This is a genomic window from Sulfurimonas autotrophica DSM 16294 (assembly GCF_000147355.1).
GTDB lineage: Bacteria > Campylobacterota > Campylobacteria > Campylobacterales > Sulfurimonadaceae > Sulfurimonas > Sulfurimonas autotrophica.
Genome location: NC_014506.1, coordinates 927,481 through 950,540, shown reverse-complemented (window position 1 = coordinate 950,540; position 23,060 = coordinate 927,481). Strand labels below are relative to the sequence as shown.

The 23,060-nt window shown below is 34.5% G+C and carries 26 protein-coding genes; 9 read left to right on the top strand and 17 right to left on the bottom strand.

Annotation, left to right across the window (positions count from 1 at the left end):
* The first annotated feature begins 87 nt into the window (after positions 1-87).
* The 5 genes from ppk2 (at position 88) to SAUT_RS04925 (ending at position 4,690) form a co-directional block, all read left to right on the top strand.
* On the top strand, positions 88-1,029 hold the full coding sequence (ppk2, locus tag SAUT_RS04945; RefSeq protein WP_013326775.1) for a polyphosphate kinase 2: 942 nt from the start codon (positions 88-90) through the stop codon (positions 1,027-1,029).
* Between the two features lie 61 nt (positions 1,030-1,090).
* Positions 1,091-1,798 (top strand): lysophospholipid acyltransferase family protein, encoded by a 708-nt coding sequence (locus SAUT_RS04940; RefSeq protein WP_013326774.1) that lies wholly within the window; start codon positions 1,091-1,093, stop codon positions 1,796-1,798.
* 5 nt (positions 1,799-1,803) lie between these two features.
* Positions 1,804-2,586, top strand: a complete 783-nt coding sequence (locus tag SAUT_RS04935; RefSeq protein WP_041675404.1) for a pyridoxine 5'-phosphate synthase — start codon at positions 1,804-1,806, stop codon at positions 2,584-2,586.
* A complete protein-coding gene (gene pdxA, locus SAUT_RS04930) occupies positions 2,583-3,536 on the top strand; it encodes a 4-hydroxythreonine-4-phosphate dehydrogenase (protein WP_013326772.1) in 954 nt (317 codons plus the stop codon). The genes SAUT_RS04935 and pdxA overlap by 4 nt, the downstream gene beginning before the upstream one ends.
* Positions 3,537-3,676: 140 nt before the next feature.
* On the top strand, positions 3,677-4,690 hold the full coding sequence (locus SAUT_RS04925) for a cytochrome-c peroxidase (RefSeq protein WP_013326771.1): 1,014 nt from the start codon (positions 3,677-3,679) through the stop codon (positions 4,688-4,690).
* A gap of 33 nt (positions 4,691-4,723) precedes the next feature.
* Here SAUT_RS04925 and SAUT_RS04920 read toward each other — a convergent pair whose 3' ends face one another.
* The 6 genes from SAUT_RS04920 to SAUT_RS04895 form a co-directional block, all read right to left on the bottom strand.
* On the bottom strand, positions 4,724-6,088 hold the full coding sequence (locus SAUT_RS04920) for a BatD family protein (RefSeq protein WP_013326770.1): 1,365 nt from the start codon (positions 6,086-6,088) through the stop codon (positions 4,724-4,726).
* Positions 6,066-7,613: a VWA domain-containing protein gene (locus tag SAUT_RS04915; RefSeq protein ID WP_013326769.1), complete on the bottom strand. Its 1,548-nt coding sequence runs from the start codon at positions 7,611-7,613 to the stop codon at positions 6,066-6,068. Before SAUT_RS04915 ends, SAUT_RS04920 begins: the two co-directional genes overlap by 23 nt.
* Complete coding sequence (locus SAUT_RS04910) at positions 7,613-8,527, bottom strand: VWA domain-containing protein (protein WP_013326768.1); 915 nt, start codon at positions 8,525-8,527, stop codon at positions 7,613-7,615. Before SAUT_RS04910 ends, SAUT_RS04915 begins: the two co-directional genes overlap by 1 nt.
* Entirely contained in the window at positions 8,520-8,780 is a 261-nt protein-coding gene (locus SAUT_RS04905; protein ID WP_169302250.1) for a hypothetical protein, read from the bottom strand. Before SAUT_RS04905 ends, SAUT_RS04910 begins: the two co-directional genes overlap by 8 nt.
* 128 nt (positions 8,781-8,908) lie before the next feature.
* On the bottom strand, positions 8,909-9,769 hold the full coding sequence (locus SAUT_RS04900) for a DUF58 domain-containing protein (protein WP_013326766.1): 861 nt from the start codon (positions 9,767-9,769) through the stop codon (positions 8,909-8,911).
* Between the two features lie 4 nt (positions 9,770-9,773).
* Positions 9,774-10,721: an AAA family ATPase gene (locus tag SAUT_RS04895; protein ID WP_013326765.1), complete on the bottom strand. Its 948-nt coding sequence runs from the start codon at positions 10,719-10,721 to the stop codon at positions 9,774-9,776.
* A 129-nt stretch (positions 10,722-10,850) separates the two neighbouring features.
* Here SAUT_RS04895 and SAUT_RS04890 point away from each other — a divergent pair, with 129 nt between their 5' ends.
* Complete coding sequence (locus SAUT_RS04890) at positions 10,851-13,139, top strand: sensor domain-containing protein (RefSeq protein ID WP_013326764.1); 2,289 nt, start codon at positions 10,851-10,853, stop codon at positions 13,137-13,139.
* Positions 13,140-13,151: 12 nt separating this feature from the next.
* Complete coding sequence (gene amrA, locus SAUT_RS04885) at positions 13,152-13,706, top strand: AmmeMemoRadiSam system protein A (RefSeq protein WP_013326763.1); 555 nt, start codon at positions 13,152-13,154, stop codon at positions 13,704-13,706.
* A 2-nt stretch (positions 13,707-13,708) separates the two neighbouring features.
* On the opposite strand, the gene SAUT_RS04880 is transcribed toward amrA, so the two are convergent.
* Genes SAUT_RS04880 through SAUT_RS04840 form a run of 9 tightly spaced genes read right to left on the bottom strand, consistent with a single transcriptional unit; the run spans position 13,709 to position 19,553 of the window.
* Complete coding sequence (locus SAUT_RS04880; protein ID WP_013326762.1) at positions 13,709-13,966, bottom strand: hypothetical protein; 258 nt, start codon at positions 13,964-13,966, stop codon at positions 13,709-13,711.
* Positions 13,967-13,993: 27 nt separating this feature from the next.
* On the bottom strand, positions 13,994-14,677 hold the full coding sequence (locus tag SAUT_RS04875) for an SAM-dependent methyltransferase (protein ID WP_013326761.1): 684 nt from the start codon (positions 14,675-14,677) through the stop codon (positions 13,994-13,996).
* A complete protein-coding gene (gene hisG / locus SAUT_RS04870) occupies positions 14,670-15,293 on the bottom strand; it encodes an ATP phosphoribosyltransferase (RefSeq protein WP_013326760.1) in 624 nt (207 codons plus the stop codon). The genes SAUT_RS04875 and hisG overlap by 8 nt, the downstream gene beginning before the upstream one ends.
* Positions 15,287-15,910: a type III pantothenate kinase gene (locus SAUT_RS04865; RefSeq protein WP_013326759.1), complete on the bottom strand. Its 624-nt coding sequence runs from the start codon at positions 15,908-15,910 to the stop codon at positions 15,287-15,289. Before SAUT_RS04865 ends, hisG begins: the two co-directional genes overlap by 7 nt.
* Positions 15,910-16,230: a hypothetical protein gene (locus SAUT_RS04860; protein WP_013326758.1), complete on the bottom strand. Its 321-nt coding sequence runs from the start codon at positions 16,228-16,230 to the stop codon at positions 15,910-15,912. The genes SAUT_RS04865 and SAUT_RS04860 overlap by 1 nt, the downstream gene beginning before the upstream one ends.
* A gap of 7 nt (positions 16,231-16,237) precedes the next feature.
* Positions 16,238-18,568, bottom strand: a complete 2,331-nt coding sequence (locus SAUT_RS11030) for a bifunctional diguanylate cyclase/phosphodiesterase (protein ID WP_013326757.1) — start codon at positions 18,566-18,568, stop codon at positions 16,238-16,240.
* A gap of 6 nt (positions 18,569-18,574) precedes the next feature.
* Positions 18,575-18,787 (bottom strand): hypothetical protein, encoded by a 213-nt coding sequence (locus SAUT_RS04850; protein WP_013326756.1) that lies wholly within the window; start codon positions 18,785-18,787, stop codon positions 18,575-18,577.
* A 16-nt stretch (positions 18,788-18,803) separates the two neighbouring features.
* Complete coding sequence (locus SAUT_RS04845; RefSeq protein WP_013326755.1) at positions 18,804-19,016, bottom strand: hypothetical protein; 213 nt, start codon at positions 19,014-19,016, stop codon at positions 18,804-18,806.
* A gap of 36 nt (positions 19,017-19,052) precedes the next feature.
* Positions 19,053-19,553 carry an HIT family protein gene (locus tag SAUT_RS04840; protein WP_013326754.1) on the bottom strand — a complete coding sequence of 167 codons (501 nt, stop codon included), beginning with the start codon at positions 19,551-19,553 and terminating at the stop codon, positions 19,053-19,055.
* Positions 19,554-19,611: 58 nt separating this feature from the next.
* On the opposite strand from SAUT_RS04840, the gene SAUT_RS04835 reads away from it, so the two are divergent.
* Positions 19,612-20,655, top strand: coding sequence for an inorganic phosphate transporter (locus SAUT_RS04835; RefSeq protein ID WP_013326753.1), 1,044 nt, complete (start codon positions 19,612-19,614; stop codon positions 20,653-20,655).
* Positions 20,652-21,278 (top strand): DUF47 domain-containing protein, encoded by a 627-nt coding sequence (locus tag SAUT_RS04830; protein WP_013326752.1) that lies wholly within the window; start codon positions 20,652-20,654, stop codon positions 21,276-21,278. The genes SAUT_RS04835 and SAUT_RS04830 overlap by 4 nt, the downstream gene beginning before the upstream one ends.
* Before the next feature lie 12 nt (positions 21,279-21,290).
* Here SAUT_RS04830 and SAUT_RS04825 read toward each other — a convergent pair whose 3' ends face one another.
* Positions 21,291-22,574 (bottom strand): TRAP transporter large permease, encoded by a 1,284-nt coding sequence (locus tag SAUT_RS04825; protein WP_013326751.1) that lies wholly within the window; start codon positions 22,572-22,574, stop codon positions 21,291-21,293.
* Positions 22,571-23,059 (bottom strand): TRAP transporter small permease subunit, encoded by a 489-nt coding sequence (locus SAUT_RS04820; protein ID WP_013326750.1) that lies wholly within the window; start codon positions 23,057-23,059, stop codon positions 22,571-22,573. Before SAUT_RS04820 ends, SAUT_RS04825 begins: the two co-directional genes overlap by 4 nt.
* Position 23,060 lies beyond the last annotated feature (1 nt).

Here is a 23,060-nt window from a genome sequence, read left to right as displayed (position 1 = left end):
CCTTATTGCATTATTATAACAATATATATGTTAAGGTAAAACTGATATTAATATAATTTGATTTATAATAAAAAAAAGGATACGAATATGGGACATGAAAGAGATATACTTGATGATGAGATGAAAGATGGTGCCAATTTAGAAGAAATTGTGCATGAAGAGAGAAGAAAAAATAAAACAAATAAAAAGAATATTCAAGACAAAAGAGAAAAGGATCCGCACAAAAAGCGCGTTGCCGTCTGGGTAAAAGATGAAGTTCTGCGTTATGAAAGTGAGCTAAAAGAACTGCAGATAGAACTGTTAAAAATGCAAAACTATGTCAAAGAGACAGGACAAAAAGTGCTGATGATTTTTGAGGGTCGTGATGCCGCAGGTAAAGGCGGTACAATTAAACGTATTACGGAACATCTTAACCCTCGTGGTGCAAGAGTTGTCGCTCTTGACAAGCCGAGCGACAAAGAGACAACGCAATGGTATTTTCAAAGATATGTGCAGCATCTGCCCTCAGCCGGAGAAATTGTTCTTTTTGATAGAAGTTATTACAACCGTGCAGGGGTTGAACCTGTTATGGGGTTTTGTACACAAGAGGAACATAAAGAATTTTTACATGAGGTGCCTGAGTTTGAAAAGATGCTCATTAACTCCAATATAAAGATTTTTAAGTTTTACTTTTCTGTATCAAAAGCCGAGCAAAAAAGACGTTTTGACAAACGCAGAACCGACCCGCTCAAACAATATAAGCTCTCCCCTGTAGATGAAAAATCCCAAGGACTGTGGGACAAATATACTATAGCCAAATACTCTATGCTTTTAGCATCACACACAGATTATGCACCTTGGACAATCATTCGTTCCGACAACAAGAAAAAAGCCCGTATAAATACTATCAAACATATTTTAAATCATTTTGATTACCCCAATAAAATTGCAGATAAAAAGCTCAAAGCAGATGATAAAATTCGTATCTTTGCCAATGATGAAATCAAATTGATGGAAACAGAAATGACACTGAAAAAAAATAATGCCTAAAAGTGTTAGAAAATAGTTACATATTTTTAGCTATAATTTTCTTTTTATAAAAGAGGGTTATATGCTAAAAGACTTAGGAAAATATATATTTATGATAGAGCTCGGATATAAATATATAAAAATTTTCAAACAAACTTATTTTCATCCGTTTATTACTCAAAAGTATGCCTATCAAGAACTTTCAAAAGCACGTCAAGAGTATTCAAATCAGGTCTTGGACTTTTTAAATATTAAGATCAAACTTATCGGTGAACTTCCAAAAAAAGATAAAATTTTATATGCTATAAATCATCGTTCTCTGCTTGATATTCTCGTTATGGAAAATATTTTTTCAAAAAATAACAAAAGCGGTGCATGGATAGCAAAACAGGAACTTTTTAACGACCCAATATATGGAAAATTTTTTCAATACAGCGGATGTATTCCGGTTGACTTGGAAAATAAAAAAGGATTGGTGAGATTTTTTAAAACAATCAAAAGGACGCTTGCAAAAGTGGATGATATGAATATATATATTTTTCCAGAAGGTGAAAGATATAACGGCGAAGGCATTAAAAAGTTTCAAAGCGGAGCTTCAAAAATAGCCAAAGCCAATAACCTTGATATAGTACCCGTGTATATCAATAATAAACTTGAAAAAGTATTTAAAAGCTCTCCATACAAAGAGCCTTACACTGTGGAAGTTCATGTTGGGGATATAACAAATTACGAAAATTTAGAAGAAAAATATCTTAAATTTTATAAATCAGTAAAAGAGAAGAAATCATGAAACCAATGAAACTTGGCGTCAATATAGACCACGTAGCAGTTTTAAGAGAAGCAAGACAGGTGAATGACCCTGACATTTTACAGGCACTTTATGTTGCATGTGAGAGTGGAGCCGAACAAATTACCATCCATTTACGAGAAGATAGAAGACACATTCAGGATATTGATGTAAAAAATATTTTACAGTTTTCAAAACTGCCTGTAAATCTTGAGTGTTCCATCAATAAAAATATATTAGACATTGTCAGTAGAGTGAAGCCTCATCGTGCCACTTTGGTTCCAGAAAAAAGAGAAGAAGTCACCACGGAAGGCGGACTTGATGTGTTTAGTTATGAAAATGAAATAGCTTATGCAATAGAACAGCTACATGACAGTATTATCCCCGTCTCTTTGTTTGTTGATCCGAGCATTGAAGCGATGGAGCAGTCAAAAAAACTCGGAGCCGAGATGGTTGAGCTGCATACCGGTCTTTTTGCAAATCTTTTTGCGATGCTCAATTCCTCTTTGCCAAAATCAAATCATTCTGTAAAAGAGTTGGAGTTTCCGCGCTATGAACTTAGCGACAGGCTTGAGATGGCAATAGAGCAGCTAAAACTCTCTGCAAGACATGCCGATAAACTCGGACTCGAAGTAGCAGCAGGTCATGGGCTCAACTATCATAATGTGCATGAGATGATGCAAATAAAAGAAATAACAGAGTTAAATATCGGACAAAGCATTATTGCTCGCAGTGTTTTTACTGGTTTAAGTGAAGCCATAAAAGAGATGAAAAGTCTCACAACTCGATGAGTAAGCCAATTATAGCCGTAAGTATCGGTGATTTAAACGGTGTCGGTATAGAAATAGCACTCAAAGCACATGAAGTAATTTCCAAAATTTGTCATCCGATTTACTGTATAAACAGGACTATGTTGCAAAAAGCCTCTGCACGCTTACATGTAACGGTTCCTGATGATTTTGAGCTTTGTGAAGTTGAGGGAGAGTTTGATATTCAACCAGGAAAAGTAGATGCCGTAAGCGGTTTGTATGCTTATGAATCTTTTATGGCTGCAGTGCATTTGTGCGAAGAAAAAAAAGCGCAAGCAGTCGTCACCATACCAATACACAAAGAAGCCTGGATGAAAGCAGGACTTGAGTTTAAAGGTCATACTGACCTGCTGCGTCAACATTTTAACAAAGAAGCCATTATGATGCTTGGCTGTCAAAAAATGTACGTGGCTCTTTTTACAGAACACATTCCACTCAAAGATGTTGCAAAAAACATCAAATATAAAAAACTCAAGCAGTTCTTTTTGGATATGCACAATTCTATTCCTGAGGCTCCAATAGCAGTGCTCGGTCTCAATCCGCATGCCGGGGACAACGGTGTTTTGGGTCAAGAAGAGCTTATTATTACCAAAGCAATAAAAAGTGCCAACAAAAAAATAGGTTTTGAACAATTTGTAGGTCCAATCGTGCCTGATGTTGCCTTTGCACCCTATTGTCGCAATAATTACAACTATTTTGTAGCGATGTATCATGATCAGGGACTTGCACCGCTTAAAGCACTTTATTTTGATGAGAGTGTTAATATTTCACTCAATCTGCCCATTGTACGTACATCAGTTGACCACGGGACTGCTTTTGACATCGCTTATAAAGGCGAGGCCAAAACACTGAGTTATGTCAATGCTGTACAATCTGCATTGGACCTAATAGATAACAAGACGCACAGGCAAGGTTACAAAAAAGAAATTTAGTTTTTTCTAAGTCACGCTTTAGCATTTGAAAACCTTGCTTCCAAAGAGCCAGAAAAGCTAAAATTCCTTAAAAGATAATTATTTTCCTTTAAGATATTTTCTGCTACAATTTTATAAATACATCCCAGAAGGAAAATAAAATGAAAAAAATCGTAGCTCTAACACTTACAGCGGCTTCACTCATGGCAAGCTCATTGGTTCAAGATGCAAAAAATGCAGGACTTGCACCAATTCCAACAGAAGCAAGTAAACTGTTAAAATTAATTGACAATCCAAAAAACCCTATTACAAAAGCTAAAGTAGAACTTGGTAAAAAACTTTACTTTGACCCGAGACTTTCCAAAAGTGGTCTTATCTCTTGTAATACTTGTCACAACCTAAGCAAAGGCGGCGATGACGGTATGCAGGCGGCAGTCGGTCACAAATGGACAGCTAACCCGCATCACCTGAGCTCTCCGACTGTATATAATGCAGTGTTTAATGACAAACAGTTTTGGGATGGTAGAAGTCCAGACGTAGAAGATCAGGCTCAAGGTCCTATCCAAGCGGCTCCTGAAATGGCTGCTACACAAGAGCATGTCGTTGCAGTAGTAACTTCTATGCCTGCATATGTGAAAGAATTTCAAAAAGCATACGGCAAAAATGTAAAAATCACATTTAAAAAAGTGGCTGACACTATCGGGTTGTTTGAGAGAACACTTGTAACACCTGCTCCTTTTGACGCATTTATGAACGGCGATGAAAATGCCATGACGAAAAAGCAAAAAGAAGGTTTAAAAACTTTCATTCAAGTTGGTTGTGCATCATGTCATAACGGTGTTGGTATTGGCGGTGGAATGAATGCCTTTAATGTAGTTGCAAAATACAAATATATGAACGTAGGGGACTTTAAAGGGGATGCCAACGGTATGGTAAAAGTTCCGACACTTAGAAATGTAACCCAAACTGCTCCATACTTTCACAACGGTATGATACCAACACTCAAAGATGCAATCAAAGAGATGGGTCGCATTCAACTTGGAGCTAACATCAGTGACAAGCAGGCTAAATCTATAGAAGCATTTTTAGGTGCACTTGATGGTAAAAAACCATATGTGAAATTGCCAATGCTTCCAGCTACAAATGACAATACTCCTAAACCGGAGTTAAACTAATTTTATAGCAACATAATGTTGCTATAAATACTCTTATTTGCAAATATAAGTAATTATCTCTTTTTTTAGTTTCTTAAATTCAAAATTTTCTACATTCTCAAGAGTATATATTAAACGATTTAATGATCTGTCTTTCCCTAAATACGGCACGACTTTTTTCAAAAATTCCTCTTTTGACTGAATATTTTGCAGCTCTTTTTTGACTCTTTTTTGTTTATCAGTTGTTTTAGTATTTTTCAATACTTTATACATGTAAATTAAAAACAGTGTTACAAATACTCCCGACATAAAATAAAGTATTTTTTCCATAATAGTAAGTTTCTCCTCTTTAGTTGTTGTTTTTACACGCACAGAATCTTTTACAGTAATAGCAAAAGCCTGGGTATTTATGTTTTTTATTTTTTTCTCTTTAATATCAAAATATTGCAATGAAACAGAGGGAATAGTAAAATTTTTATCTGAAACTATTTCAAAGCTTTTTTGATAGATGTCACGTTGTCCTTTATGCAGTTTTTTTGTACTTTTTTCATATACAGTCGCACCCGGCACTCTAATATTCAAATCATCAAAATTATTGATATTGCCGCTGCCTTGTAGATAAAGTGTAAATTTTACCGGCTGATTTTTATGAATGAATTTTGTATTGACACTCGCATTGAGTTCATAGGATCCGACAATAGAAAGGTTGTTCGGAATCACTGTTACTGAGAGTGTAAGGGCATTAGAATAAATATTGCGTTTTTTATGTTTTGGAATTGAGAGTTCTATCTTGGCTTTTGCCGGGTATAAAACAAATGTACCACTTCTTTGAGGTGCTATATCATAAACAATCTCTTCTACCCATTCGCCTTTGTCATTTTTATACTCTTTGTCACTGAGTTCTTGCAGTGAAAAATCATTAAAGACAGGTGTAAAGAGATCATAATCTTGCAAATCTTTATATACAAGCTTTACATGTAATGTCAATTTTTCTCCTACCATAGGAGTTTTATTGCTTATGTCCATACTGAGTTTATAATCTGGTGAACGTGTTTGGGTGAGTTTTTTCACTGTTACATGTAAGGGTTGTGTTTTTTCAACCTTGCCATCCACTTCTATATTAAAAGCGGGTAATGTAACATCCTTGTCTGGAGTCAAAGAGTATATTTTACTCAACTTGTCTGCTTTTTTGGCATTGATTATCACCGCTTCATGTGAAGTCTTAATATGTTTTACCACATATCCGTCTATATATTCTACCTTGGGAAATTTGACATTAAAGCCCTTGGCAACGACAGTAAACTCCAATGCTTCTGTTTTCATAATATATTGGGGAGCAAATGTTTTAACCCATGCATGCGCATCAAAATAGATAAAAAGCAGCAGAAAAATTATATTACCAAGGTTTTTGCGCATCATCACTCATCCTTTTTATCTGAATTTTTTGTAAGAAAACCGGAGTTTTTTGCTTTTGTATTATTTTTATCCACTTTTCTTCCTCCGACAAGACTAACTTCTGCAGTTTTATCTTATATTTTGAACTGACTTTATAATCATTGTTGCGTTGTTCAAGCGTATTTTTAAAACATACTTTTGCCGAGCCTCTGTTAAAAATTTTTTTCAGTTTTTTTCTTTTTTTCAGCTCCTGCGTGATTATTTGTAAATTGTTTTTTGTCTGCTTAAAGAGATGCAGTTGTAAAGAGTGCTCAAAATTAGACTTTGCCAACTCCAGTTTGTCTCTTTGGACATAACAGTTTCCGATATTATAAAAAATTTTTGCGTTAAGCAGCTTATCTGTTGATAGAGCACGTTTATAAGAAATTACAGCTTTTAAATACTTGTGCTGTTTGTATAAAGCATTGGCAATATTGTAATTTACTTCGCTTGTCGGTGTTAGCTCTTTATAGTGTTGGATTGCTTTTTCATACTGCTTTTGCTCATAGTATGAGTGTGCCTTTTGTAATTTTATAAAGTCAAAAACACCGGCACTTGCAGGAGCACTTAAAAGAGTCAGTTGCATCAGACCGACTAACAACGAAAGTTTCACTATATACTTTTGCTTCAAGCCTATAATAAAAACAAAATAGAGTATCAATAATGCAGTGCCCAAAGGGTACACAAACAATTCTTGATACTGCTTCATATTATATTCACTTGTAATTATTTTTTGAGAGCTCTTTTGTATGGCGTCTAAAATGCCCTCAATATCACTTTGTGTCCATTGATATTTCATATAATACCCTTCACTTTTTTGCGTCATATTTTTTAAAGAATTATTCGGTTTGGGACCAAAATCAATTGCATAAAGCTTTAAATGATTTTTCAAAATATAAGAGATTTCATCTGCCCGGCTGACGTCTTCACCGCCGTCAGTGAGTAGAATTATATTTTTTGTTTTTTCTTTCTCCAGCATTTTTTTACCTGATTCAAGCACTCCAAAGAGATTGGTATTTGGTTCTAGTTTCTGCTTGATATCGGCATTTTTGAGCATATATGCCAATGCCTGTGTATCTTCGCTTAGTGGGTAAAGCATATAGGAATTTTTTGCAAATATAAGTATGCCTACATGTAAGTTATTCGCTTTTTGGATGAATTTTAAAAGTTTTAGTCTGGCTAAACCTAAACGGCTTGGATAGATGTCTGATGCATGCATAGATTTTGACACATCAAGAGCAATAACCGCAGAACTGCTCATCTGTTTTGTAACTGCATTTTGTTTCAAATAAACAGGACGAGCCAGAGCTATAATCATAAGAGCCATAACCAGTAAAAAATATCTGTAACGGGCCGAAGTTTTCAGTAATTGTGTGTTTAATGCGAGCTGCTTAATCACTGCTTGCGAAAAAATGTTTTCCATAGAATTTTTCGTTTTTTTGAAAGAGAGAACAAAGAGTAGCATAGGAATAAGCAAAAAATAGAGTGCATAACTGTATAAAAAAAACATTACAGCACTCCTCTGTTTTTAACATATGGCAGAAGCGCCGCAGCACATGACAGCGATATAATTAAAAAATAAAAATATATATGTTCATGCACACTCAGAGTATTATATTCCAGCTCACTCTTTTCTAAGCTATCAATACTTTTGTATACTTTTACTAAATCTTCTTTATTTTGTACCTCAAAGTTTTTTGCACCGTTTTTATTTGCAATCACTTTCATCATATCGCTGTAACTTTTGTCTATAGTTATCGTGTATATTTTTATATTGTACTTTTTTGCCAATTTCAAAGCAAATTCAAGCGGTATTTTACTTGCAGAATCCTCCCCGTCACTAAGCAGAATAATAATCTTCGATTTACTTTTTGAATTTTTCAAAAGCTGTATGGAAGAAACTATACCATCAATTAATGCTGTACTTTTTCCAAGCACTCCCACGTTAATGTTGCCAACTATATTTTTTTGAGCTTCTTTATCAAAACTCAAAGGAGAGGCTATACCTGCAGTTGTACCAAAAACCACCAGTCCTATTCTGTCTTTCACTCTTGAATTTATAAAATTTTGCACGACCTCTTTTACGACATTCAATCTGCTTTGCTTGTACTTTTTTTCATTAAAGCCGTAAGTGCTCATAGAATCGCTGGTGTCCAATGCCAAAACTATATCAACGGCATTGCTTTTTACTGCTTTTATTTTTTTCGTTATAATCGGGTCGCTTAATGCAAAAATCATACATGTAAACATTGTCCATTTTAAAATTTCTCTTACATAATGTTTTTTATTTGCGTGAGGCAGCAGTTGATAAAAATGCGGCATATAGTAGGATTCTTTCTCTTGCTTAAAGAGTAAAGCACTGAGTATAAACAAAGGCAGTAACAATAAAAAAAGAGGATATGTAAAACTAAATGAATCAAGCATAAAAGTCTCTTAATTCATCTAAAAATTTTCTTATTTCCTTTTGTAGTTTTTCAGGTATATTAAGCGATTTTTGTTGATACTTATAGATATAAAGTTGAGAAATTATGCTCTCAAGTTCTTTTTTCTGCTCTTTTGTTTTTGCCAACCTTCTTCCATAATATGTAAACAGATAAGCACTTTGTTTTACATTATAAAAATTTGAATGCAGCAATATATTCAAGTAATATGCTTCGTCTTTTTTATTTTTTTGCACTCTTTTTTTATAAAAAAAGTAAAGTATCAAAACAATTACTACACATAAGACTAAAGACAATAGAAATAGACTCAAAGAGTTGTCCGGTACTGTTTCGAGAGGAAAAATATCATTTATATTGAGCTGTTTCATATTCTGCTCATTAAGCTAATGATTTTTTCAGCCGGATCCTCATCCGTATAAATTTTAATAAAACGAATGCCTGCTCTTTGTAATTTTTTATATAACTCATTATCGTGTTCAAATATTTTTTTTGTATAAGACTTGAGAGTCGCTTTATTTAAAGTCATATCCGCACTCATACCTAGAGCAGGGTCAGTAATATTGAGCTCGCCCAGCTGGGCAGGATGTTCTTCAAAACGATCACGCACAATAATAACTATCACCTCATGTTTCAGACTTAATGCCTTAATATTTAAGTTTTGCGTATCAAAAAAATCACCGATTAAAAACAGAATACTCTTATGCTGCAACTGTGTATAAAGAGTCTGTGTTATCTGTACATAATCCAATGTTTTTCCAAGGACGTCATAAGCATCAATTTTTTCTACCAAGGTTCTCACACCAAACTTCTGTTTTGTTTTTTGAGTACACAAAAACACTTCATCACTGCAAATATAACTTTCAAACGGGTCATTTTGTTTCACACAGCTGTAACTGATTAACGCGCAAATCTGAGTCAGTAAATCTTTTTTTAGCGCTGTTGTTCCAAAATGGAGCGAACCGCATAAAAGAGGAGCGATTACTACATTTAATTCTCGCTGCTGATGAAAAAGTTTTACATAGGGCTTGCCTATTTTGGAACTTACTATCCAATCTATATGTCTTATATCATCACAGCTTTCATACTCTCTGAGTTCTATAAAATCATAGCCCTCTCCTCTTCTTTTGCTGGTATTGTCGCCTGTAATTTTACTAAAGACTTCCCTTTGTGTTTTAATAAGAATTAATGCCAGTTTCTTATTGGATTTGAAAAGTGTTTTTAGCATATTATTATGGTATTTCTATAGATTCTAATATTTTTTGAATAATATCATCACTGCTCAACCCCTCGGCAATGGCATCATAGCTTAAAATTATGCGGTGTCGCAATACATCTTTTATAGTCAGTGCAATATCGATAGGAGAGACGAAATCATGACCTCGTAAATACGCTCTTGCCTTTACAGCCTTTAACATGTCGATGGTTGCACGCGGGCTTGCACCAAATGCTATATAACGTTCTAACTCTTCAAGGCCGTATTTTTTTGGATCTCTTGTTGTAAAAACAAGTTTTACAATGTAGGCACTCAATTCCTCTTCAATATGGACAGCTTTAACTTCTTCTTTAATTTGTTGCAACTCATCAGCAAAGATGACCGGATTTATAGGTTCAAAAGTGTCATTGGCAACTTTTTGTGCTATTTCATACTCTTCATCCTCTGTGTTGTAGCCAACGACTACTTTAAACATAAAGCGGTCTAATTGTGCTTCAGGCAAAGTGTATGCACCTTCTTGTTCAATCGGATTTTGGGTTGCGAGCACTAAAAACGGATTCTGGATTTTAAAACTGCTGTCACCTATAGTAACCTGTCTTTCCTGCATAACTTCTAAGAGTGCCGATTGTACTTTTGCCGGAGCTCTGTTTATCTCATCAGCCAAAAGTAAATTTGTAAAGACAGGTCCATATTTGATTTTAAAGTCTCCGGACTTTACATCATAAATTTCTGCTCCAATAATGTCTAAAGGCAATAAATCAGGAGTAAACTGCACACGTTTAAACTCTAGACTCAATGCTTTGGCTATAGCATTGACAGCCGTTGTTTTGGCAAGACCGGGAACACCTTCAAGCAGTATATGCCCATTTGTCATAAGTCCAATCAGCAGAGCATCAATCATATCTTTATGACCGATTACGCCTTTTGCTATCTCTTGTTTTAGAAGTTTTATTTTATTTTTCATTTAAAGAGTGTAGTATTAATTTGTAAAAGATATGTAAAATATATTTCATGAAATTATATTTAGACTTCAGGGTTGAATAATAGATAATGAGGCATAATTCTTACTAATAATTAGCAAGAGGATTATTTTTTGAATTTATATGGTACACAACTCATAGACAATGCCTATAATAATCTCAAAATCTCGTCATCTGGTGCCTTCATAAACGCTACTGTCCTTGTTGGAATCTTTTATAACCATGTCAATAATAAAGAACTGTTAGTCTGGTATTTTTTAATAAGTTCTGTTTCCCTTCTTCGATTTTTTTCCTACAAACTTTATAAAAAAAATAATCATAAATTCAGTATACAACGATGGAAACAAATATTTTATGGTGGACTTATTGTTTCTTCTATTTTATTTGGACTGACACCATTTTTATTTTTTGTGCAACAAAGTCCTCTGCATCAAGCGGCACTCATTATCATTATATCCGGCTTAAGTGCGGGAGGTGTCAGTAGTCTCTCTTCCTTAATCCGTGCCGTACAACTGTTTTTAGTTTTTATTTTAACCCCGTTAATTATAAAACTTTTAATGCAAAATACACTACTCTATAATTCAATCGCATTTCTTGTGTTTTTATACTTAATACTTATGCTATACATAGCAAAAGAATTTTATAAAAATTATTTAAATATTTTAATCTCTAAACAGATGTATAAAAAAACAGCAGCAGAACTATCAATATCCGAGAATCGCTTTAAAACAGTTTTTAAGCAGGCTCCTCTTGGAATTTTTATGTATGATACAAATATGATTATTCATGAAGTCAATCAAGAATTTATGAATTTCTTAGAAGCCTCACAAGAGTTTTTAATCAGTCTTGATTTGCATACTCTGCCAGATCAGAGAATATTTCCATCACTTCAAGCTCCTTTAGATAATATCGAAGGATTTTATGAGGGCCAATACACAACAAAATTTAAGCAAAAAAATCTATGGATAAGTATGAACACATCGCCACTCAAAGATATAAACAATAATGTTATAGGCGGCATAGGAATCGTTACCGATATTACACACAGAATACAAACACAGCTCCAGTTTGAACATCAGGCAAAACATGACACCTTAACAGATATTGCAAATCGTTCTTTACTATTGGAAAAAATAGAACAAGAGATCATTCGTTATAAACGGCATAATATTATTTTTGGTGTTATTTTTTTAGATTTGGATCATTTTAAAAATATCAATGATTCACTTGGACATGCTGTAGGTGATGAACTTCTTATCCAAACTGCCCATAGATTAAAAGATGTCATTAGAGTTGAAGACACCATAGCAAGAATCGGCGGAGATGAATTCGTTATTTTATTACCGGATTTAGCCAATGAAATGCAATTTGCAGCTACAAATGCGGAACGCATCGCAGAAAAAATACACAATATTTTATCTAAAAGTTTTAAGATAAATGATCTCACACTCAATGTATCGGCAAGTCTGGGGATTGCTTTTATAGGAAATGGATCACAAAGTCCGGATGATATTTTAAAATATGCCGACATTGCTATGTATGAGGCTAAAAAAGCAGGCAGAAATACCACAAAATTTTATCAACACAAGATGGATGAATGGATAAGCAGACGAATGGCTATAGAAAACGGCCTCAGAGATGCTGTAAAAAATCAAGAACTAGAACTTCACTATCAGCCTATTATAGATTTCGCTACGTCAAAAGTCATAGGTGCTGAGGCACTGCTGCGATGGAATACACCGAAATTCAATGATGTTTATCCAGATGAATTTATACCTATTGCAGAAGAAAGCGGATTGATTTTAGAAATAGGTAAATGGGTTTTACAAACAGCACTAAAACAATTTGTTGCATGGCAAAAAGAGTTTACAGGCGTTATAGAACTTCAAAAAATAGCCGTAAATATCAGCGCGCACCAGTTTGAAAATTCAAATTTTTTACATGATGTAGATTCAATTATAAAAAAGACAAATATAAAACCTAGCTGTTTAGAACTGGAATTAGTTGAATCGGCACTAGTTGAAAACCTTAAAACTGTCAGTACAAGAATGCAAAAATTGCGAGATTTGGGAGTCAGTATTTCAATAGATGATTTTGGCACAGGATACTCTTCTTTGTCATATCTTAAAAAACTTCCATTTACAACACTCAAAATTGACAAATCCTTTGTCATGGATATTCAAAATGATGTAGATGATAAAGAGTTAATCAGTGCCATTTTAATGATTGCGCAAACTTTTAATTTTGAGGTAGTTGCCGAAGGCGTTGAAACGCAGGAACAATATCTATTTTTAAAAGAAAAAAAATGTACCTATCTACAGGGCTATTATTGTTCTAAACCTCTACCAAACGAACAGTTTATTCAATTTCTAAGAAAAAATAGTGTAAGATATTCCTTTTAAAGGAGTATTATTATGAATACAGATGAATTTTACCTCACGGATGAAGAAAAAAAAGCTTTAAAAGAGATAGCAAAAACGGCACTTTATGAAGCTGTTATAAATAATCAAAAAATAGCACTTGATGAGAGCAAACTGCCTGATAAATTCAAACTCCATCTCGGTGCCTTTGTCACACTCAAAGAAAACGGCATGCTAAGAGGCTGCATAGGTCGATTTGAACCTGATGAGCCTCTGTACAAAGTCATTATAGATATGGCCATATCCGCTTCACGGTATGATACACGTTTTAATCCTGTAACAAAAGAAGAACTTGACAATATAGAAATTGAAATTTCAGTGCTTACGCCGAGAAAAAAAGTAAATTCTATTGATGATGTGGTTGTCGGCAAACATGGTATATATGTTGAATACGGTTCAACAAACGGCACATATTTACCACAGGTAGCAACAGATATGGGATGGGATAAAGAACAGTTTGTCAGAAGTTGTTGTGTGGAAAAAGCGGGTATTGCACCCGAGCATTGCAAAGATGCAACGCTTTATGTTTATGAAGCTATAGTATTTTAATATTATAGCTTGTCTGGAGTAAGACCGACACTCTCTAAAAAGTGACGAAGTTTTACAATAGCATCTTTGGATAATTCCGGTCTGTGTGAAAGTGTCATTGAATGTTCTTTCCCATTAAGGTGAATAATTGCACGATGTTCTTTGTTTAAATCAATTTTTGCACCATAATGCTCTAACGCTGAAAGAAGCTTTTTGCTGTCAATATTTCCAGACATTGGATGTTCAAATATTTTTGAAAGTTTTGTTTTATGTTTACTCATTTTTTCTCCTGTGTTTATATACTTCAATTATCGTCTTTTAAAGATTAAAAGTGTCTTATCTTCAGTGTCATAGAGTGAAAAAGTCTGTTTTTCTACAAGCTTGAGACCTGAAAGGTTTTGAAATGTTTGTATTTTATGAAAATACTGCACGATTGTATCCTGATGCTTTGTATAGTTGCCATCATCATTTTTTTCAAAAAGTGTAAACCTGGTGTGGAGTTCATTGTTTTCAAATACGGCATCCACACTTAAAAATTCATTTTCACTTTCACTGCTCATTGTGCCCTCTGCAACATCGCTAAAGCCGTAGAGAGTATTGATATCTGCTATAAATATACCCTCATCATTAAGTTTGTCTGCTATTGTCTCCAAAAATGCAACAAGAGCCTCTTTATCCATAAAATTGAGTACATCAAAAATACTTACAACCGCATCAAATTTGCCCTCAATCTCTTTTACATCTATACACTCAGCGTCAAGTCCCTGTGCTTGGCACTCTTTAACCATCACAGCACTTAAATCGACACCTTTACATGTAACGCCGTCACTTATCATTCGCTGCATAAATCCGCCGCGTCCACAGCCGACATCAAGCAGTGTTTTTACATTGTATTCATCAAGCTCTGAGCGGTACAAATCATAAAGCGCTTCTGTCGCTTCTTCTATACCTAAAAGGTGTTCGGCTTTGGCATACAGGTCGAGATTAGTCATTTTCTGCTTTTATAACTTCATTTATTTTTTCATAAATATCTAAAACTTCATCTTTTTTACTGATGTAACTGTTCTTGTTTGCTATAAGGTAAGTAGAACTTGTCATAATGTCCTGCACAACTTCCAAGCCGTTTTGTTTCATAGTTGTTCCGGTTTCTACAATGTCGACTATCATATCCGCAAGACCGATTAAAGGTGCAAGTTCGATTGAACCGTAAAGCTTAATGATTTCTACACTTACCGCTCTCTCTTCAAAGTAACGCTTTGTAATGTTGACCATTTTTGATGCTACTTTGAGTTCAGGTTTTGTAAGGTCAAGCTTTTCGCCTTTTCGCATTCCTATGGCAACTTTACAGACTCCGCGACGCAAATCAAGCAGACGCACTACGTCAAGCCCCTGCTCTTCTAACGTGTCAAGCCCTACTACACCGATATCGGCTGCTTGATGATACACATAGGTTGCAACATCCTGATTACGAACCAGTAAAAAACGAAACTTTGGAGTCTCTAGTATTAATTTTCTGTCATCAAATTTAAAACCCTCACCAAAAATAGTTTCAAAAATTTCTAAAGTCTCTTTGGCAATACGACCTTTTGGCAATGCAACTGTTAACATAGTCTATCCTCGTTTTCTTTTATAATCTTTTTCATAGCATGAAAAATCAATGCTGTATCAATCTTCGCATCAGGAAATATTTTTTTAAATTCCAATGCATTTCCGCCTGTCAAAATAATAGGCAGTTGATGAGACATCACTTCACAATAAAGCGTTTTTAAGTATCCGTAACTTATCGCATCTTGTGAATTTTTTGGCATTATATCCAAGTCACACTCAAAGTTAAATGAATATGCCAATGCGGGAGAAATATTTTCATAAGTTTTTTGCATCGCTTTGATTCCCGGATAAATAAAACCGCCCATAAATTCGTCATTTTTTACAACATCAACAGTCACAGCACTCCCGGCATCAATGATAATACCGTTTGAAACTGATTCTACTGCAAAGATTCTGTCAATTCCCATTGTTTTATAATATTTCTCTTTATCAATATACTCAGATAAATCTATCCAGTTTGACAAAGATTTCAACCTTACATGTAAAGTGTTATTCACACAAATAAAATATACTTTTTCTTTTATAGATGAAGGATCGAAAGTTTTGACATCCTGTTTGTATTCTCTACTTCCATCAAGAAAATGATATGAAGTATTGCCTATATCACACAACAGCATTACTGAATTTTCCAGCCTGCTTCTTTAAAGGCTTTTGCAGCTTTAGAGCACAAAGGCGCATCTATAAAAATAACTTTATATTTAAAATTATGTTCACAGAAAAGTGTCAGTTTTGCATAAATTTCTTCAAATCTATGCACATCTTTCATAAGTATTCTACTCTTTTGACTCACAGAAAAAATAGCCCAAAAATAACCATGAACATCTGTTGCTTTATATATTTTTATTTTATTTCTTATGTCCAGTTCTTTTGGAGAAATCTCCTGCATTTTTTTAAATATTTTCCCCTTTTGTCTCAGGGAATCTACAACCATTTGCATATTTATACTATTTTCCTTTAGAATGTGCAATTATAAACTCTTTACATTCGTCAGCAGGCAGCGGTCTTGAAAAATAATATCCTTGGATATTATAACAGCCTTCATTCACTAAAAAGTCAAGTTGCTCTCTCTTTTCCACTCCTTCTGCAATTATTTCAAGCTTTAAATTTTCAGCCAAATTTATAATTGTTCTCACTATTGCCACATCATCTTTACTCGTAGGCAAATCTATCACAAAACTACGGTCAATTTTTATTTTAGTCACCGGCAATTTTTTCAGATAAGATAATGATGAATATCCTGTTCCAAAATCATCAATAGATATAGAAATACCTAAATCACGCAACTTATTTAAAATTTCAATAGATTTTTGTGGATTTTTCATAATTTGACCCTCAAGTATTTCCAGCTCTAAAACACTAGTATCAAATTGCAAACTGTCAATAATATATGTAAGTTCCTCTATATAATTACTACTCTCTATTTTTTTGGTAGAGACATTGACTGATACTTTGCCAAACTCAAGCCCCTCTTTTTGCCACTTCATTATCTGTTTTATGGATTGGATTAACATATATTTGTCGATTTCTAAAACTAATCCTGTTTCCTCACAAAATGGAATAAACTCATCTGGAACCATCATTCCTTTTTGAGGATGCATCCAACGGATAAGCGTTTCGAAGCCGACAACTTTTCCATTTCTTGCATCAATTTTAGGTTGAAAATAGGCTACAAACTCTTTATTTTTCAATGCTTTTCGTATATCTGCATCAAGTTGAATTTTTTGCAGTGCCATCTCTGTCATTTTCTTGTCATAAAACTGATAGGTATTTTTACCATCATCTTTTGCTTTATACATGGCAGTCTCTGCATTTCGCAAAAGCTGATTAGCCTTTGCAGAATCTTGAGGGTACAAAGCCACACCAATACTAAAGCTGGTAAATATTTCTATATTTTTCACATGAAATGGTTTTTTCATACGAATCAATATGTTGTCTATTAAATTTATTGTACTGATTTTTGTAGCATTTTTATGAAGTATTGCAAACTCATCGCCACCAAGTCTTGCTAATGTATCATCACTTTTTATACATTGTTTTAATCTGCTCTTTATTTGCAGTAATAATTCATCACCTATCTCATGCCCGTAAGTATCATTCACTTCTTTAAATTTATCTAAATCCAAAAAGAATACACTAAACTGTTCTTCTGTTGTTTTTGCATGTTTTATAGCTTCTTCTATTCTGTCTAACAACAAAACTTTATTTGCCAATCCCGTTAAATGGTCATGATATGCAATAAAAGTCAAAACATTCGTCTGTAATTCCAACTCTTCTGTTTTCTCCTGTACACTTGATTCAAGTATCTCATTTTGTTCTTGAATCAAACGCTTATAGTTTGCACTGTAAATATAATAAAAAAGGATAATAATCAATAGTAAAATCAATAAAGTTACTTCTAAAACACCATTTTTTGCTTGTTCAATCTCAGACAGATCAATCTTTTTCAAATCTTTTGCTATGATGAAATAGCCCATCGGGTTTCCATTCATATCGGGTAGCTGCAGTGTTGTTAAAAGCAGAGAGTTTTCTGTATCAACCATATAGGTTGTAATTTTGAGATATTTTTCAATTGTACTCTTTTGCACAATATGCAGAAGTTTTTCATTTTCAAATGGATTGGCTATATAATAATCATCTACAAAAGTTTGAGAATATGCTTCACTTAGTTGTTTTTTATAGCTTTTATCTACAACTATCAACAACTCATTGCCATGATTTTTCAACTTTTGAGTAATAGAGTAAAATTTCGCCAAAGTTTCAATAATACCTATAAATTTTCCATTATCAAAAATAGGCACCATCGCCTTAAAAGTCATATCATATTTACCGATGCTAATTGTAGACATAACTTTGGGTTCTAGTATTATTTGTTTGATATCTTGTCGTACACTCGACACATTATCACCTTTTTTATCAGTCCAACTTCTGTAAAAACTTTTCCCTTCAGGTGTAATGAGTTGAAACCAGACATTTTGTAATGACGAGTAATGCTGAAGTGTTATACTTAAGTCGTTAAAACCAATATTTTTGTAATGTTTCTTTTTTATTACATTTTTTATATTTTGATTTGCAGAAAGTCCAAGGGTCACAAGTAAGATGGCTTCAGATTTTTCTTTTATTAAACTCTGAAGTTCATCTCTCATATCTCCACTTGTGTCAAGATACTTTTCATTTTTTAAAGTATCTACTTTGTGTGTCAAGTAAATATAACTGCCCGTAAAAAAAATTGTAATTAGCAATAACGCTACAACAATAATTCTAGAAAGTTGATTCATTTATACTTATTTACTCAACCCTAATTCTGCAAACAGTGTTTCAAAAAACTCACTAATATTTAGCAACTCTTCTTTTAAAGTTCCAAAAGCTTTATCTTCTTCTATCCACTCTTCGATTCTTTTTACACTGTCACTTTTCTGCTTTTCATCCAGTTTATCACTCTCAACAACTGCATCTTTAATTTTTTCTAAATGTTCTTTATGTTTATGTGCGCTCATTTTATTTTCCTTTTTTTTAATAGTTTTCGTATTTTCCGGCTTTTACGTCACTCTTAAGTTGATGTATCTTTTTTTCCATAATATTGAGTATGATATCTGCCGCCTCTGTATCATCAGCTTCAGGAACATCCCAGTCTGTTATTTTCATATTTGCTTTAAAAAGTAACTCTAACTCTTTTTCAATTTCAGCTTTTCTTACTGCCAGCTCTTTAATTACAGCATCTGTCATTGTTACATCCTTTGTTTTTTTTAGTATACATCAAATTTATTTAATATCTATATAGTTTGGGATTAAACTTTTAATTTTTTTATAAATCTTTTCAAAATCTGTTGAGTATACTCTTGTATTACCAATAGCAGTAATAAAGTTAGTGTCTCTCTCCCAACGGGGAACAAGATGCATATGTATATGTTCGGCTATTCCTGCACCTGCAGATTTACCAAGGTTCATCCCGATATTCACCCCATGAGCACCAAAACCTTCTTTTAAAAGTCTTACACTCTGCTGGGCAAGTTTTGACATGTGCAGCCATATTTGTGCAGGTAAATCTTCAAGTTTATCAGTATGTAAATGAGGAATAATCATAAAATGACCCGGAGTATAAGGATAGCGATTCATAACGATAAAGCAGTATTCATCTCTGTATAGTACATGTAAAGTTTCATCTTCCTCGGCATGTCTGCTTATATGACAAAAAACACAACCTTCAATTTTCTCTTTGCTAACATACTCATCCCGCCACGGGGCATATAAAATATCTCTCATCTTTTCTCTTTTTTAGTTTATTATAACTATATTTAAATAAAAAGGAGTAAAATAAATTATGGATTTAACGACTATACTCATTATTTTAACTGTTATCAGTGTTTTTATTTTTGACTTTACAAACGGTTTTCATGATTCTGCCGATATGGTTGCTACCGCCATCGCTTCACGTGCAATGAAAGCGAGTGTAGCCATAGCCATTGTCAGTATTTTTACTTTTTTGGGACCTCTGTTGGCAGGGCTTGCTGTTGCCGACACAGTTGGTACCTTTGTTAATATTTCCAACGCACCGCTTAGAGATGCACAAGCATTGGTTATTGCAGCTCTTTTGGCCGCTGTAACATACAACTTAATTACATGGCGCTTTGGACTGCCCTCATCTTCTTCCAATTCACTTGCAGGCGGACTTGTAGGAGCCGGACTTTATATAGTAGGCGAGGCCCAAATCAACTGGGGTATAACAGCACTGCAAAACGGTGAACTTACAGGCGTTCTGAAAGTTGTTACAGGGCTTTTTGCTTCACCTTTTTTAGGTTTTATTATCGGCTTTTTAACAATGAAAATTTTCTTTTTTGTTTTTAAAAGATTTACAATGAAAATTCGTCCTTTTTTTGTTGTTTCACAATATTTCAGTGTTGCCTGGCTCGGATTTTCCCATGGTGCGAATGATGCACAAAAAGGCATGGCAATAATAGGGATGATGCTTTTGGCATCGCATGAAACACAAAGTTTTTCTATTCCTTTATGGGTTATTTTAATGTGTACGACAGCCATAACACTTGGAACGATGTTTGGCGGTTGGAGCATTATAAAAACACTTGGGTTTGAGCTTTATCATGTAAAACTCATCCACTCGGTTGCCAACCAACTCGGAGCTGCGCTTGTAAATACTTTGGCAACAATGATTGGTGCGCCTACCTCTACAACACAGGTCGTAACGGCGACGCTGCTTGGAAACGGAGCTGCTGAAAAACCATCACATGTAGGATGGAGGCGTGCCACAGAGATCATACTCGGCTGGCTTGTCAATGTACCGACATCCATGCTTTTTGGAGCACTCTATTCTTTCTTACTTATAAAATTACTGGAGATTTTATCATGATTACATCATTTATAAAAAAATATATTTTACCAAAAGAGGTCGATTTTTTATCAGCTTTAAATGAACATTCAATGATTATAAAAGATATTACAGATGACCTGTATAAATGTTTTTTAGAGTCCAACACTAAAAGTTGTAAAGCGATTCTTGAAGACCAGCATAAAGCAAAAGAGGTACGTGATACCAATATGAAAGAACTTCTCAACACTTTTATAACGCCTTTTGACAGAGAGTCCATTTATCGCGTTATTACAGAGCTTGACTGGATCGCCATCAGTGTCAGACATTTTGTCATAGAAACGCAGGCCTACAACATACACAAGCTGGATGAAGAATATGGTGTTATTATCAAGCATATTCAACTACAGGCAGAACTTTTAACAGCCGGCTTTAAAACGCTTAAGAAGAACTCAAAAAAAACAGCAAAAAATACAAAAAGAATCAGAGATACCTATGATGAGCTGATGGATTTGTATGTCAAAAAAATGGCAAAGCTAGCCAAATCTGAGAGCATTCAAACAATGTTTATACAAAAAGAGATACTCACACAGCTTAAAGAAATAAGCAAAAGAATGCGAATGACAGCAAACTCTTTGGAAGACATCGTAATGAAAATGTCTTAAAGAATCAGCCGTTTACAAAAATGCAAAAACCAAATCAGGAAAAACAACGACAAGCCCCAACCCTAACAACTGTAAAAGGATAAAAGGAATAATACCTTTGTATATATCCAGAGTTGTTACACTCTGCCCTGCTGCACCTTTTAAAAAAAAGAGTGAAAGACCGAAGGGCGGCGTTAAAAATGAAGCCTGCAAATTCATAGCTATAAGTACACCAAACCAAATCGGGTCGATTCCAAAAGCAGCCATTACAGGCACTAAAATCGGCACGATTATAAAACTTATTTCTATAAAATCTATAAAAAAACCGAGTATAAAAATACTCAGCATTGCAACGCCTATAAACACCCAGACATCACCGATATCCTGCGAGAAAAACTCCAAAATCAAATCAGTTCCGCCGAGTTCGTTAAAAACAAGGCTAAAAGCAGTCGCACCGATTAAAATCATAAAAATCATACCGCTGAGTTTCATAGTCTCAAAAAGCGCATATTTTATCATCTCAAAATTGAGTGTTTTGTTATATGCCGATAACAGCACACCGCCAAGTACACCAAAAGCAGCTGATTCAGTCGGAGATGCAATACCTGCAAAGATACTGCCCAGAACCGCCAGCATTAACAGAAGCGGTGGAACTATAGCAGACACTACATCAAACATACTTATTTTTTCTTTACTGACAAGGGCCGGAGCATCTTCTTTGTTAATGTAGGCACGAATAAGAATATATGTAATGTAGAGCGAAACAAGCGTAAGCCCCGGCAATACCGCACCCATAAACAAATCACCTACACTTACACTCATAACATCACCCAAGACAATCAAAATAATCGAAGGCGGTATAATTTGTCCGAGTGTTCCGCTGGCAGCTATGGTTCCAGATGCCAGTCCTTTATTGTAGCCCGCACTCAGCATCAAAGGCAGAGCGATTACACTCATCATAACCACAGAAGCCGAGACTATTCCCGTAGAAGCCGCTAATATTGCACCTACAAGCACGACACTTACGCCCAAACCGCCGCGAACACTTTTAAAAAGCGAACTCATAGAAATCAGCAGTTTTTCTGCCATGCCTGATTTTTCAAGAATTAAACCCATCATGATAAACAGAGGTACAGCCATTAGTGTTGTATTGCTCATAATACCGTAAATTCTAAACGGCAGTATATTAAAAACATCAAAGCCGAGAGAAGGGATAAAAAAAGCAAACATCATTGCCACACCGCCAAAAGCGAAAGCTACAGGAATGCCAAAAAGCAGTAAAATCAAAGCGGCCGCAAACATTATAAGCGCAATCATAGCGACTTCCATTTTTTAATGTCACTTATCAGTTCTTTGAGAGCCTGCAATAATAAAAATATAAAACCTAGCGGCATCAAAGCTTTCACTATCCAGCGGTATTTCAAACCACCCGGGTCTGAAGATGCTTCATGCTGCACAAAACTCATCTCCACAAAATCTATACCAATATAAATAATCAAAAAAGAGAGAGGGAGCACAAAAAACAGAGCTGAGACAATGTTTATAAAAGCCTGTGTTTTGGGTGAAAATCTGTCATAAAAAATATCAACACGAACATGGGCATTATAACGCAGAGTAAAAGCGATGCTGAGTAAAATCACAACATCAAAAAAGTGCCATTCCAGCTCTTGAAGTGCAGTTGAACCATGCGAAAAAAGGTAACGGCTTGTTGCATCAAAAACAACTAAAACAACAAGCAACGCAAGGATTACAGCGGTCAAATAAGCAACATATTTCATAAACTTATCGACTACATGTAACACT